Below are 14,004 nucleotides of genomic sequence, written 5' to 3'. Positions count from 1 at the left end.
TTGCTAGGCAGCTAAGCCTTCTAACAATAAAATTAACAAAAATCCAACAAAAAAACATAAAGTAATCAATGGAGTTTCACGAACTTCATGAGCTTCAATTAAAAGTTCTTCTGTAACGAGATAAAGTAACGCTGCGACACCAAAAGATAAAATTACATTCGTAACTGTTTGAGGTAAATGAATTAACAAGCTTGCACCCAGACCTGCACCAATTGGAATCAAGAGTGCTAAAATAAAACTAGCTAACAAACGGATAGGTGCACTGACTTGCCTTGCCCCTAGAGTAGACGTAGTCGATAATCCTAAGAAGAAAATTTCAATGGAAAGGGCTATAGCGATAAGAATTCCTCCTTTTTCGCCCGCCAAAAAAGAGACACCAATCAAAATACCATCTACTAATAAATCAATTCCAACCGCAGTCAATAACCCCCATGATAGACCTTTTTTTTGTTGTTCGAGATCTTCTAATCTACTGGCTAACCATTTTAAGAACAACATTCCAAAAACACCTAATGAAAAACCAATAATAAGCGCAATAGAATCGTGATAAGCACCAATTTTGGGTAGGAGTTCTTTTGCTACTGCTGCAAAAACAACTCCCGCAGCAAAATGTTGGGTCGCACTTGTTATTTGATTGCCCGGCTGATAAATACTGGCAAGTCCCCCGCCAATAAACATCAGTGCAGCGGGCATTAAAGAATATAGAATTATAAAAGTGATGGATGGAGTCATAGTCGTTTTTTGCTTAAAGTAATAGTTTACAGCATAGTGAAACATTCGAGCTGATTCAAGGAGTATAAAGTCGGGTTTTTCTTTTTGCCTATTTATATAAAAAGCAAAGGCAAAGCCCAACCCCTGAGGAGCTATTATTGGAATTCTAGTAAACAATACAATGGACAGCCTGAACGCGATCAGGGGGGTTCCCATCATCTTGCTTTGGTACTGGTTTAGGGATTAAAGCTTTTAATTTTCGATAACTATCCAGTACACTGTCTGCTACTGTAAGTGCCTCAGGAAGGCAATAGTTGATTTGTTTGCATTGATTAGCAAGCACGGGGAGATTATTCCAAGAGCTTATATTTTCTTTATTGATTTTTTTAGAGTCGAGTAATTTTTTATAACAGAACAGTTCTAAAAATCTTTTTACTTTATCTTTGTCAGCTGTTCGTTCAACTGTATTATGAAAAATTTTACCTATCTGCAGCTGCAGTTTTTTTTGTGTCAAAGGCAACTCTGTATTATCAATAATAAATTCCGCTGCCTCTTTAAAAAAAGCAGGAAGCTCGGAGATTCCTTGAAATTGTTGCTTCTGTTTGAAAAAAGTGGAAACTGGAGGCTTCTTTTTTCGAACGAATAAATCTAAAAATTCACTGTTTTTTAAAATGGAATCTAACAATAATTTAAGTGTTTCCTGCTTTGTATCATCATTTTTACGATCTTTCATAGCAATAGAGACAGCTATATATAAATTAGGATCGATATTAGTCAAATGAGTATTTGTTAATAAAGCAATGAGTTCTTGGTCACAAGGAACTTTTTCACATTCTTTTAAAAGTATTCTTTGCAGCGAGCCTTGGTAAACAGCAATGTTTTCTGGATCATTTAGAATAGAATCATTGGTTATGATTTCGATGGATTGGGTAACCACTAATTTAAGTAGCGCACCCCTGTTTTCTTTTTTTTCCCGGTTAAGATAATCATAAACATCACTAAAAAAACCGGGGTTGTTCGCTGCCTTTTTTATTAAATGTTTGAAAAATTCATTGTTACTCTGTTCTTCGGAGGATAAGGCAACGATTTTATCCGCCTCATTGCGCAGCACTCGATAAAATATCTCTGGTTTTTGCATCTCCGTGTTAAGTAATATTTTCTTAGATGTATCTATTCTTGCATGAATATAATTTTTGATATCAGCCCTATTGGCCCTGCTCAAAGCTTTATTCTCATTAATTACAGCCTCATAATGTCCTATCGCCTTGAATGCGTTCTTTAGGGTTTCAGATTTCCTGATATTGCCGAAATAACAGTTGACTATTCCTTCGACCGATTTATCAAAAATATAATTGATTAATTGTCTAAGGTGAAAAAAATCATCATCAGTATCTATATTAAAATGTTTATTTTTTAAATCTTTGCCTGATTGCAGCATAGGATTTATCAAATGCTCAATAGTGCTTAGGTTTCTCATTTCCGTAGTGCACCATTTATAGACATCCTCAGGCAATCGTTCTTTTAACAGACCTTTTAAATTTGCCAGAACACAATTACCTATTTTTTGGGATTTTACATGTTTGCCCAGGCTAAAACTGAAACCCAAATTTTTTAGCGCCTTATCGTATTGATCATAAAATTTCTTATAGTTGTCTTCACTACTACTTACTACTTCCAATCCAGTAATTGTTTCAATAGCCGCTCTTAACTTATCTAAATCTAAACCGGCAATGTTAATGCGATAAACTAAATTATAAGTCGATCTTTGACCATCGCCACGATTGCAATGGGTAAGGACCAATTGATTTTTTTCTTGATATATTTGGGTATATATTGCATGACCAATGCAATTATGCTCAATCGTTAAATCATTACCAGAAAGAAGATTTTTAATTCGTTTTGGAGTAATTTCACTTTTATCTTCGATAACAATTGTTTTAATTGAGCCATAATACCGATTCAGGATGCTTTTGTATTTTTTTAACTCTGAAGGAGAATATGTTTTTCCTGCTATTGTGATGTCTTGTGAGAGGACTGTTAGCAATAGTTTTACAAATTCTTCACTAGCCGCCTTAACAGTTACCCCCTGTCTTCTAACATGTTCATTTTGATTAACCACTAAATCAATTCGATAACCATGAAACATAGCAACCCAGAACGCCAAGAAGTTTTTACTTTCGGCATCATTTACATCACTTAGCCATTTTTTCTTTTTAGTGATCGCCTCATTTAATGTAGCTCTTTTTTGAGCTTTGCCTTTTTTTGATTTTAGTTTATTTAATTCTTTTTCTGCGTCGGTTATTTCCTGTTTGACCCGATCATAAGCAGCGGAAGACGATTGATTGAGATTCTGTCGTTCGAGATCTCTTCGCATGAAGTTCTCGAATGTATGAGTAAAATCCACCATTTTTTCTATCGGAGGATTCGATACACCAGGTGTCGTCCTGCGCTTTTTTCTTTTATACACATCTTTTTTTGATTGCATATCCTGACTATCCCAATGGATTGATCTATAACAATACATAATTAATAGATATAACACTTACAGTTATATTGTAAATCCACTTTTACAGAGTTCAATCAGGGTGTATTAATATTTTAATTGGAAATTTTTGCGCCAAAGCTGTATGGACCCCATTTTGCTTTTGCACGTTTCAACGAGCAAGCAAGTGGGTTCAAAATGAGCATGCGCTTTTTTATACAAACTTCGAGGCAAGTCATAAATGAGGAAACTGGTGAGTATAAGAAAAGATTAAATTTTTGTGTGAAAAAAATGAAAAACAAGATGACCTTCTCAAAACTATGGGCTCGACGGGACAAGCGATTAAATCTGTTTTGGGTATGGGTTAATAAGAGAGCCAGTTGCAGCTGTCTTGATTTCTCAATTTAAAACAATTGCTTGGTGATTGTAGTGCCGCAATGGTTTCAGGTTAGTATCCAGGCTACGTTTGCTAAAATTGCTCAAATCATAAAAGAACGTGTTTCCTCATCAGGGTTATCTTCATCATCCGCATCACTATCTAGTTGCTTATCTAAAACCGCTCTGCTGATCACTCCAGTTGCCAAGTCAATTTGAGATATTTTCTCAGGACATGCTTTTATGGAAACAATAGGGCTCTTCAGGGTTTCTTCCAACATAAATGCGATTAATAATCCAGGAAGCTCGCTATCGTTTTGCTCTTGCTCTTCTTCATTAATATAATCGGGATAGGGTCCATAAATAACAGTAATATGAGTTGATGGACTATGTAAATCTACATTGCACTCTTTTAAATACTTCGTTATATATCTGAAATCTTCATTTATAAATTCATGTATCTCCGTTACTGCTACTTGTAAATGGCTGTCTAGAACAAAGTGTTGTTCAGCATTTGTGATGATCAAGCGCGTGCAATACTCAAGAGAGCTCTCTTGCAGACTAATAGAACCGTTACAATCTTTAAACATAAAAATTCCCATCCCTTCTTGCTTCAGATGGGGTATCGTATTTCTCAAGACAAGCTGAGAATCTATTTTTAATTCAGGGGACACGAAATATCTGTCAAAAAGATTAATACGCCAAGCTGGATTCTGCTGATGATTTGCAATGATTTGTTGAATGTATTCTGGCCATTCTTCATCACATTGATAACCCGATTTGTCCATCGTACAAACTAGTTTTAACTTTCCATTATCTTCACTTTTATCTAATGCTGATTTTCGCTCAGAATTCCCCTTAAAGTCGAATAATCTTAGTTTCTTGGTTGCTGTGATTATTTTTTCATCTTGGGTATTATTTCTTCTATTTAAAACACTATATTTTCGTTTCATCGAGTATGTACCAATTCAAAAATCTAAACTCTAAAATAACTATCGTTAGTTTTTAAATATGAATTATATCATCGAATAGGGCGCAGTAATTCAAATGCGAACAACAACAGTTTCGTTTATGCCTTTGAATATCAGACAAAAGCTCACTATAGTGCAAACCATACGCATTCCAGTTAATATTTCACTAATATTATTTGCTCATAATTTGAGCTATCAACTTTAAACTTAGGCCGTATATTATGTTTACACCAATTGAAAAAAATCGAAAGCAACAACACAGTCGTTTATTAGAAAATATAACAGAATTACATTCCCGCATTTATAAGTGCAGAAACACAGTGCTAGCCGCTCTTGAGAAAGAAAATCTCGAACCAAACGAGCTAAACAGCTGGCTAGACCTCAACTGGAATTTATTTCTACTGGAAGTGAACAGTGGCTCTCAAAGAGATGAATTGAAACATTGTTCTTATCTTGGTAGTTCAGCTCTTAATGCTCATATTGAGCAATACGAAGGATACAGTGAGACGTATAGTTCAATAGTGCAGAAAATGAATGGATTTCACTCTATGAATGGAACGAATAACAATGCTGACAAATGGTTCGATTGGGATTATGCAGAAGATGAATCCAGTGACGAATCATGTGTTAGCATAATCAGCAATAACTCATTTTAAGACTAATTTATTTACATAAGCACATTATATCTGTCGTTTCGCTCTTATTAACCATCTGGAGTTTCCGGATGGTTCTAATTTCTTTTGCTCCAATTGAAATTTAAAAATTACTAAAATAAGATTTATTTATAAGATGTTTGTTATTCTATTATTTCTTTACTATTTAGAAGTTGTATTATGAGCAAATACGGAACAAAATTTAAAACAATAAACTTCCAGCACGCTACTCCCCTGGATGAAATAATTAATGAACTAGCACATACGGAACAATTAGAGCAGGGGCAACCAGGACCTGAACAATTAGAACACCCCGGCCCCTTAGAGCAAGTAGAGCAATTAAGCAACAACCGACACAGTATTTTTCATAGATTGAATCATGATGAAAAACTGGATAATGCGGTGCTTATCGCCATGCTGTCAGGTATGCTCATATTTACAGCATCGCTTTACTCTCAAGATAATAATCACGCTGTAACCGGGTTGGCTATTGCATTAGCTGCTTTCTTCTTAAGGGTTGTAATTGAGCTCATGGGAGAAGCCTTGCAAAATAATAATGTCAACTTTGTCTATCAATCGCACTACAGGAATGGAAGATAACTAAAACAGTACTTAACAAGCCGCACACCCGTATCAAGAAGACAGGATGAATTTGAATCGCATTAGGGCGCGGCGAATCCAAGCTTGCAGGGGTATCATCTCTTTTCTAGAAAATGAAAATTATTCTTTCAGGTCTTTAATTGTCTGCACATGGTACCGGTTATGTTGCTTTCATGTAAGTGTTTTTGAGCATGATGATAGAAGAGGGAGTTTGATGCGGATTGATTACGGAAACACCCTGAACTATTGGCTTAAATTAATCAAGTGATTCACCTCATCCAAACGCCTAATTGAAACCAAAAGCCACAAGCATTGTTTACCCTTCCATTATTAATCTAAATAGTAGCGAGAAATTTTTTTATTCAAAGAATATTTCATCATCATATTGTTTTTAATTTTATCTTAATGTTTATTTGTTAACCTATATGCACGAATCATTTGGATGCTTATTTTTTTGCTCATCTCTAAAGATTCAGATTGCAGGGTTATATTTAAGAGGTATTAAAGATGAATAGAAAGATATGCTTGAGTTTGAGTAGATTCTTCGCTCGTAACGTTCCAAATTTTGTCAAACTAAAAGGAGCCGCTTATGACTCACACACTGTCTCAGCTTTACGACTTCTTAAACAGAACCATAATATTCAGTTTATTAAACGCAGTAAGCCAACAATATACAGAGGAATCTCAGTAGAACATTGTCTTGGTAGTTTAGATTATCCTGGATTAGGAATAACAACAATGCGCGCTAGCCTTGCTCGTTTTTTAAAAACAAATGGGATTCTGTGTCTTGATGATTTAAATCCCAGTCAGAAAAAAGAGCTCATAGATTCGCATGTGAATGGTTACTCTTTTACCAAGGGAAACACAAAAATAGCTCATTCATTTACCTACTGCTCTAGTGTTGCTCTAGGCTTTGGGCTTGATGCATCCAAAAAATCAAATTTCCCCGGTATCATATTAATTGGTGCTGCATACAAAGACAGCTGCACACAAGCATGGGATGTGGAATATGATCCACCCGACTTAGATGGAGAGTTTGGTACCTCTATATTCTCATATCAATGTGAGACTATAGTGCCTCATCTTAGTTTTCCTATTAACCATTGCATTATTATCAATCAAAAATCATCCGATATGATTCACCTTGATGATTTAACTCAAGCAAAACGACTTGATGTCACAGGAGAATCGATACTTGAGTTGGACATTATCCCTTCAGAGAAGATGAAAAAATATCAACAACTGGAAATTGAAAAGGTAATTGCTTTTGATGATTTTGCCACTTATGTGTGCAGAAACGCTTCCAAAACTGTAGACCCTGCCCAAGCAGCTGAATTATACGAGAAGTATAGAAATATTTCGAAAAAACAAGCTGAATTAGTGAGTTTTCCCCTTTTTGAAAGAGATCTATGGGTGAGTGTGGCGAGTGAAGTAGCACCCAAAAAGTATACTTGTATTTCTGCTCATGAAGAAGGTTTCACTCTTGAAGTACCTGCAAAATGCGGTGGAGTACTTACAATAGATATCTCGGATATCGAGGCAATAATCTGTCTTGCCCCTTTATTTGAAAAGGATCCGACATTAACATTAGATCAGGTAAAAAATGGAGCGCTTCCTTGTGCTTTAAATTATCTAACTGAGTGTATTCTCAGGAAAAATAAGGATTTGATTTGTCAATCTGGATTAGAACAGTGCGTTGAAGATAAAGAAAATCAAAAAGTCAAAGTTCTGGCTTAATAACTAATAGGTCTCCTAATGCCTTGAGACTCATCAAGGCATTAATTTTTTCATTGAAGTATCAGCATCAAATTCTCGCAACGAGTTAATGAATCACCTAAAAAGCATATCGGTTCCATTTATTATTTTTATATCTGTTTTGATCCACACCCTATATATGACTGATAAACCTTGAAGACAGAACCAAATTATGCGCCCTCCTTGGGTGCACTTGTTTTGCTAGATTTAGGTGATGATTTTTTCACGGTTTTTTTTGAGTTTGTTTCTTTTGGAACTGACACGTCAGCAGCTTTTGATGTTGTTTTGGGAGTTGGTGTTTTTACGGTTTTCTTCGCAAGTTTTTCACCTGGACCGTTCTTGTTGCTTTTAGCATGTAGCACCAAATTTGCTTTTTCTTTTAATGTACGTCTTATGGCTTTGAACTCTTCTGTACGAATTTTAGCAAGATCCTTTTGATGTGTAGCACTAATTAATACGTTTCTCTCGATTTTTTCAGATAATATTGCGTATTTTTTCAGTAAGTGTCGTGCATTTTTAGCCAGCTCTGTAGAATCAATCTTAGCAGGAAATTCTTTAATCTCGGCTACAATTTTTTTAATTTTTGTTATTTCCATTGGAGTTCCTTGTCCCATGATGACTCTCCCTTTTGATAGCAGTAAAAAAAGTATAGCCCATGGTTGGGGGTTCTTCCACAGATCACCTAAGTGATTCCAGCGAAGATTAAGCAATCCTGGTTGCTTGCAACCAGGCTCCCTGAGTAACCTGCCGGATATGGGGCTAGGGCCTTCCTTTTCTCCATAGGATAAAGGAAGGCCTCACCAGGTTTGATGCATATGCATCATGTCGGACAACTTGTTGTCCAACCGACGCTTGCTAAATTATAGTTTTAAGGCCTACCGATGAAAGAATTAATAACCAGACTCTATCTTTTAAACAATGCATTTTGTTTCTTCAACCAGATCATTGCAATCTGGCATATTTGTTTCATGTCTATGAGAATGATTTTTAGAGAATAACGACTCCCTTATTGAGCTTGCTCTGACTACTTGATTCGTTTTTTCATCTCTAGCCCATTTACGCATTTCACCCTCGCGTATCGTGGGTGAATATAAAATTTTGTTTTGATAATAATCAACCCTTATAGCATTTGAATAATTAGCAAAACCTTCTAAAAATCGGTTTGCAATAATATAGGCTTTATTGCTTGGATCACAAAACCACAATTTAATAGTAACGGAATCTGTTTTAGTTAATCCGTCTGCTATCATACGTTTGGAAATATCATCTATTGTAATTACTTTTTTCCCTCCCGAAACAGCATAGGCCCAATCCTGAAACGGAAGGTACTTTAATTCCTCATAGGGTAAATGGGGATTGTTTAAGATTGATGATAATTTCCTATCGGGATGACAATCGATTCCGTGTCCTAATATATAAATTTTTGTATTGGGAGCTATAGTAGATAGATCACATTGATTGTGAAATAAAATTATAAAATTTTTATTCTTAAATCTGCTTGCGCTATTATCTCTAAATGTTTGTATATCTTTCCTCACATCATCGGAAAGTTCATCCTCCTTAAATGGTACATAAATATATCCATCGATAGGAGCTTTTAGATAACTATTACAGAAATTATTTAAACCATGCTTTATAGTATTAAGGATGCTTTGAGTCATTTTTTGATATACAATAGTTCAGTTTGCACTATTATAAAACATAAAGATTAGTGTTTTATTAACTGTCTGATCGATTAAATTAAAACCTGTTTGATGCGCATGTGATCAGTATGGGATAAACAACATCCGGGGTAAGGTCTTCCCTTTTCCCTGTAGGGTAATGAAAGACCTTATGCCGTTTTGTTCTGGGGTTTCTCTAACTCAATGAAATTAAAGTAGCAGGAGCCCGATATCTGCTTTGTAAATTTTTTGCGTGGTCAGAGCTTATCCTATCAGCATTTTGTTGTTACACTTAAATTACTTACTATAGTGTAAATAACATGCAAAACGGATTTTTTGATGAGGCAAGCTCCTGCTTTTAAAATACGCAATTTATCTAAAAAATACCAAATGGGTGAGGTTCAAATCCATGCCTTACAACAGATTAATCTGGATTTATATCAAGGTGAATTGGTTGTTTTATTAGGTCCCTCAGGGAGCGGTAAATCTACCTTACTCAATATTATTGGTGGTCTGGATGTTCCCACATCCGGAGAGGTCATTTATAAAGATCATATTATCACCTCCTCCAGCGAACATGAGCTTACCCGCTACAGGCGGGAGCACATTGGCTTTGTCTTCCAATTTTATAATTTGATATCCAATTTGACAGCCTTGGAAAATATATCAATAGTTACCGAAATTGCAGAAAACCCCATGAATCCTGTGGAAGCAATCAAATTATTGGGACTGGAAAATCGAATATCACATTTTCCTTCTCAACTATCAGGAGGCGAACAGCAACGAGTTGCTATTGCTCGCGCCATAGCCAAACAACCTGATGTACTCTTGTGCGATGAACCTACTGGCGCTCTTGATTGTGAAACGGGCAAAATAGTATTGGAGACACTTGAATTGGCAAATAAAAAATTAAATACCACAGTCGTCATCATTACCCATAATTTGGTAATAGGGGAAATAGCTGATCGGATAATTCATATAGCAGATGGTCGAGTTGCCCAGATTATTGAAAACAAGAATAAACGGAAAGCCTCTGATTTATCATGGTGATGATCTTAAACAGGAAGTTACTTCGTGATTTACTTAAACTTAAAGGACAGGTTATCACTATTGCTTTAGTTGTCTGTAGTGGTATTAGTGTTTTGATTTCATCAATTAGTACCTACCAGTCTTTGTCGCAAGCCCAACATAAGTTTTACTCCGATTATCATTTTGCAGATGTGTTTGCAACCTTAAAACGAGCTCCAATTTATATGCAAAAAAGGATTGGAGAAATACCTGGTGTATCTCAAGTAGAAACGCGTATTGTTGAGGATGTCATTTTAGATTTGCCATGGTTACAAGAACCTGCCATTGGTCGTTTTATCTCCATACCTGATTCAAAGTCACCCAGGTTAAATCAATTATTTTTACGCAAAGGACGTCTGCTTGATTCTGGCAGGGCTAATGAAGTATTAGTTAATGAAGGGTTCGCCGAAGCAAATTCTGTAAAACCTGGGGATCAAATTTATGCGCTATTAAATGGCCATCGACAACTCCTTCGTATAGTAGGGATTGTTTTATCTCCAGAATATGTATATGCAATTCGTGGTGAGGATCTTCTCCCGGATAATAGGCATTTTGGCGTATTCTGGATGAATCATAAAGCTTTAAGCGCTGCTTTCGGAATGCAAGAGGGATTTAATGATATTAGTCTAACCTTGACGCCCAATGCCTCAGAAAAATTGGTGCGTAATGATTTAGAAAAATTATTTTTAGATTATGGCTTATCAATTACCTATCCCAGGAAAGAACAAATATCGGATAGATTCGTAACGAATGAAATTAATCAACAAAAAATTATTGCCTCCTTTATTCCACCTATTTTCCTAATTGTCGCCTCATTTTTATTAAATTTAGTCACTGGAAGACTAGTTCAAAATCAACGAGAACAAATTGCTCTATTAAAAGCCCTGGGTTATACCAATTCATCAATCGTTTTATATTATTCAAAACTCGTGTTGGTAATTGTACTTTTGGGTGCCATCTTAGGAATAGGGCTTGGTGCCTGGTTTGGTCAGTTAATGACATTACTCTATGCTGAATATTTCAGGTTTCCCGTCTTCTATTATTCATTTTCAACTCTGGCAGCATTTATAGGAGTTTTGGTCAGTTTTTTCGCTGCGGGCTCTGGAGCACTGAGGTCAATATATCAAGTAGTTAATCTAGCTCCGGCGGTAGCGATGCGTCCTCCAGCACCCTCCATCTATCGAACACTTCGTTGGGAACGCTTTACCTTAATATCCCATTTTTCTGCAAGTGCCAAAATGTTTTATCGTCATACGTTTAGACATTTTTTTCGTACTGTAATTACCTCTGTAGGCATTGCCTTGGCAATGGCAATCGTTATATTAGGGCTCTTTTGGCAAGATGCAATTCACTATTTAATAAAAACACAATTTTTAATGTCACAAAAACAAGATGCAACGGTATCATTTACCCAGCAATTACAAGATAAAGTGCTCATTGAATTAAAACATGTCAAAGGGGTAATCGATGCTGAAGGCTACCGTATTTCGCCTGTCTTATTAAACCATCAAAATTACACCGAGCAAACTGCATTATTTGGTATACCTCCCAATGCAAAATTAAAGGTAGTTCTGGATAAAAATGAGAATCCAATCTTCATACCTGAGAATGGACTTGTCTTGAGCCAGGGCTTGGCTGAACGATTGCACGTAACCATAGGAGATTGGATTTATATCAATATGCTTGAAGGGAATAGAGCAAAAACCAAGCTTGAGGTTAAAGGAATAGTTAATGATTATGTAGGAATGTTTGCCTATACCAATATTTTTTTAATTAATAGAATATTGAATGAAGACCATCTGATAAATCTTGCAGGTATTACCATAGATCATCAATATCTTAATCAGCTATACAAGGAAATCAAAAAAATACCTAAAGTAAATTCGCTAACCTTTAATACATCAATTATTCAGACATTCAAAGAAACTTTTGCAAAACATGTACTGGTTTTTACCTCGATATTAGCAGGGTTCGCAATAGTAATCGCCATTGCTGTAGTTTATAACAATACCATCATTATTCTTGCCGAGCGCTCCTGGGAGTTATCTACTTTAAGAGTATTAGGGTTCACTGAGCAAGAAGTGTCTAACATACTCTTTTATAATATTATTTTTGAAGTACTATTAGCGATACCAATGGGTATTCTCTTTGGATATTGGATATCATGGTCTATATTAGAGTTAATGCAGACTGATTGGTTTAAAATTCCGTTTTTAATTGAACCTGAAACCTATGCAATATCAATAATTGTGGTAACGATTTCAAGTGTGATGAGTTTGTTTATTATTAGAAAGCGCATAAAACAACTCAATTTAACTACCGTATTAAAAGTGGGTGATTAGTGCCAATAATTTATCAAAATATAAAAAAATACATCTGGCTTTTTATTTTTTTAGCCTTGTGTTTTAGTATTATTTTTTGGTTAATTTTACCTAAACCAATTAGGGTCCAACTAGCTGAGGTTAAATATGGAACCTATTCCGAATACATAGAAGATGATGCAAAAACACGAGCAATTAAAATATACACTATAACCGCCCCAGTGATGGGAAAATTACTGAGGATCAATTATTTTGAAGGAGATGGTGTACGTAAGAATGATATACTAGCAACCTTTCTTCCTGCTACGCCATCGCTACTTGATGTTCGCGCCAAAGATGAATTGGAACAAGAATTGGGTGCTGCAGAAGCAAGGTATGAAGAAGCCAAAGCAATACTAGAACAAGCCAAATCAGCATTAGATACAGCCCTTTCAGATTTTAATAGAAAAAAAGGGCTAGTCGCAAAAGGGTATGTCAGTCCAAGTGAAATGGAGCATACTGAATTGGAGTACAAGTTGAAGCAAAAAATGGTTAATGCTGCTGAACGTAAGGTCCATAGTGCCCAACACGATATTGAAAAAATTAAAGCATCTTTAGCTGCTACCTCATCGAATCAAAATTATTCTCAAGAACAAATTAACATTCTTGCTCCGATCTCTGGAAAGATATTACGCATTAATCAAAAAAGTGAAACCACCCTCAATGTAGGTGCCGATATTATGGAGCTTGCTGATGTATCTAAGCTGGAGATCGTAGCTGATGTCTTAAGTACTGATGCAGCCCAAATTCCAGACAAAGCAAAAGTTTTAATTAAAAGATGGGGTGGAACTGTAGATTTAAAAGGTACAGTTCGTACAGTAGAGCCAAGTGGGTATACTAAAATTTCAGCCCTGGGAGTTGAAGAGCAAAGAGTAAATGTCATTATTGATATTAACTCTCCTTATGAACAATGGAAGAATCTTGGAGACGAGTTTCGAGTTGACGTATACATCTTTATTTATGAATCAAAAAAAGAACTACTTGTTCCAATGAGTGCATTATTTCGAGACGCTGAACATTGGGCAGTTTTTGTCGTTGAAAATGGAAGAGCCATGAAGCGTATCGTAGAAATAAAACGCCACAACCCGGATAATGCGATTGTGGCTAAAGGGCTAAAAGAAGGAGAAAAGGTAGTTCTTTATCCTGGAAATTTAATTAGTAATGGGGTGAAGATTAAAGAATAAGGATAAACCTGCGGGAAACTTTTGAATAGAATTGAGCGCTTCTCATTATTTACCACACTTACCCCTATAAGAATTAATTTCACGTCTGTAGGGCAAAAAGCCCCCTGCCCACAAACCACTTTCCCATATTGTTCTTGGATAGGTTGTGCGGAAACGACAGCAGAAAAAGCCACCAAGATGTAAA

The 14,004-nt window shown here is 35.8% G+C and carries 11 protein-coding genes; 6 read left to right on the top strand and 5 right to left on the bottom strand.

The genetic code is table 11. From position 1 onward, the window contains the following. Positions 1-3: 3 nt before the first annotated feature. The 3 genes from Lpar_RS05155 to Lpar_RS05145 all read right to left on the bottom strand — a co-directional run bounded on the left by Lpar_RS05155 (position 4) and on the right by Lpar_RS05145 (position 4,521). Positions 4-732, bottom strand: coding sequence for a ZIP family metal transporter (locus Lpar_RS05155; RefSeq protein ID WP_058517078.1), 729 nt, complete (start codon positions 730-732; stop codon positions 4-6). 145 nt (positions 733-877) lie between these two features. Continuing rightward, positions 878-3,196 (bottom strand): hypothetical protein, encoded by a 2,319-nt coding sequence (locus tag Lpar_RS05150; RefSeq protein ID WP_058516913.1) that lies wholly within the window; start codon positions 3,194-3,196, stop codon positions 878-880. Between the two features lie 476 nt (positions 3,197-3,672). Further along, on the bottom strand, positions 3,673-4,521 hold the full coding sequence (locus Lpar_RS05145; RefSeq protein ID WP_058516912.1) for a hypothetical protein: 849 nt from the start codon (positions 4,519-4,521) through the stop codon (positions 3,673-3,675). 239 nt (positions 4,522-4,760) lie between these two features. Between Lpar_RS05145 and Lpar_RS05140 the strand changes: the two genes are divergently transcribed. From Lpar_RS05140 to Lpar_RS05130, 3 genes are all read left to right on the top strand, one after another. Further along, positions 4,761-5,195: a hypothetical protein gene (locus Lpar_RS05140; protein ID WP_058516911.1), complete on the top strand. Its 435-nt coding sequence runs from the start codon at positions 4,761-4,763 to the stop codon at positions 5,193-5,195. A gap of 177 nt (positions 5,196-5,372) precedes the next feature. Further along, the gene (locus Lpar_RS05135) at positions 5,373-5,792 is read left to right on the top strand and encodes a hypothetical protein (protein ID WP_058516910.1); all 420 of its coding nucleotides are present in this window, start codon (positions 5,373-5,375) and stop codon (positions 5,790-5,792) included. A 507-nt stretch (positions 5,793-6,299) separates the two neighbouring features. Then, positions 6,300-7,529 carry a hypothetical protein gene (locus Lpar_RS05130; RefSeq protein ID WP_082650331.1) on the top strand — a complete coding sequence of 410 codons (1,230 nt, stop codon included), beginning with the start codon at positions 6,300-6,302 and terminating at the stop codon, positions 7,527-7,529. Between the two features lie 188 nt (positions 7,530-7,717). Here the strand turns inward: Lpar_RS05130 and Lpar_RS05125 are convergent, their stop codons facing one another. Beyond that, complete coding sequence (locus tag Lpar_RS05125; RefSeq protein ID WP_058516908.1) at positions 7,718-8,161, bottom strand: hypothetical protein; 444 nt, start codon at positions 8,159-8,161, stop codon at positions 7,718-7,720. 297 nt (positions 8,162-8,458) lie between these two features. Then, complete coding sequence (locus Lpar_RS05120) at positions 8,459-9,208, bottom strand: hypothetical protein (RefSeq protein ID WP_058516907.1); 750 nt, start codon at positions 9,206-9,208, stop codon at positions 8,459-8,461. A 339-nt stretch (positions 9,209-9,547) separates the two neighbouring features. Between Lpar_RS05120 and Lpar_RS05115 the strand changes: the two genes are divergently transcribed. From Lpar_RS05115 to Lpar_RS05105, 3 genes are read left to right on the top strand one after another with little or no spacing between them, the layout of a single operon-like run. Continuing rightward, positions 9,548-10,258 (top strand): ABC transporter ATP-binding protein, encoded by a 711-nt coding sequence (locus Lpar_RS05115; RefSeq protein ID WP_058516906.1) that lies wholly within the window; start codon positions 9,548-9,550, stop codon positions 10,256-10,258. Continuing rightward, positions 10,252-12,618: an ABC transporter permease gene (locus Lpar_RS05110; RefSeq protein ID WP_058516905.1), complete on the top strand. Its 2,367-nt coding sequence runs from the start codon at positions 10,252-10,254 to the stop codon at positions 12,616-12,618. Before Lpar_RS05115 ends, Lpar_RS05110 begins: the two co-directional genes overlap by 7 nt. Next, positions 12,618-13,820, top strand: coding sequence for an efflux RND transporter periplasmic adaptor subunit (locus Lpar_RS05105; protein ID WP_058516904.1), 1,203 nt, complete (start codon positions 12,618-12,620; stop codon positions 13,818-13,820). Before Lpar_RS05110 ends, Lpar_RS05105 begins: the two co-directional genes overlap by 1 nt. Positions 13,821-14,004: the final 184 nt, after the last annotated feature.

Source organism: Legionella parisiensis, from assembly GCF_001467945.1.
Taxonomy (GTDB): domain Bacteria; phylum Pseudomonadota; class Gammaproteobacteria; order Legionellales; family Legionellaceae; genus Legionella; species Legionella parisiensis.
Note: the sequence above shows the minus strand (reverse complement) of the source record. Positions and strands in the feature narration are given on the sequence as shown.

What these genes read in the sequence shown, in the direction of transcription:
- Lpar_RS05115 (WP_058516906.1), top strand. Translation starts at nt 9,548, where the DNA reads ATGAGGCAAGCTCCTGCTTTTAAAATACGCAATTTATCTAAAAAATAC.
- Lpar_RS05150 (WP_058516913.1), bottom strand. Translation starts at nt 3,196, where the DNA reads ATGCAATCAAAAAAAGATGTGTATAAAAGAAAAAAGCGCAGGACGACA.
- Lpar_RS05145 (WP_058516912.1), bottom strand. Translation starts at nt 4,521, where the DNA reads ATGAAACGAAAATATAGTGTTTTAAATAGAAGAAATAATACCCAAGAT.
- Lpar_RS05130 (WP_082650331.1), top strand. Translation starts at nt 6,300, where the DNA reads ATGAATAGAAAGATATGCTTGAGTTTGAGTAGATTCTTCGCTCGTAAC.
- Lpar_RS05135 (WP_058516910.1), top strand. Translation starts at nt 5,373, where the DNA reads ATGAGCAAATACGGAACAAAATTTAAAACAATAAACTTCCAGCACGCT.
- Lpar_RS05140 (WP_058516911.1), top strand. Translation starts at nt 4,761, where the DNA reads ATGTTTACACCAATTGAAAAAAATCGAAAGCAACAACACAGTCGTTTA.
- Lpar_RS05110 (WP_058516905.1), top strand. Translation starts at nt 10,252, where the DNA reads ATGGTGATGATCTTAAACAGGAAGTTACTTCGTGATTTACTTAAACTT.
- Lpar_RS05155 (WP_058517078.1), bottom strand. Translation starts at nt 732, where the DNA reads ATGACTCCATCCATCACTTTTATAATTCTATATTCTTTAATGCCCGCT.
- Lpar_RS05120 (WP_058516907.1), bottom strand. Translation starts at nt 9,208, where the DNA reads ATGACTCAAAGCATCCTTAATACTATAAAGCATGGTTTAAATAATTTC.
- Lpar_RS05125 (WP_058516908.1), bottom strand. Translation starts at nt 8,161, where the DNA reads ATGGGACAAGGAACTCCAATGGAAATAACAAAAATTAAAAAAATTGTA.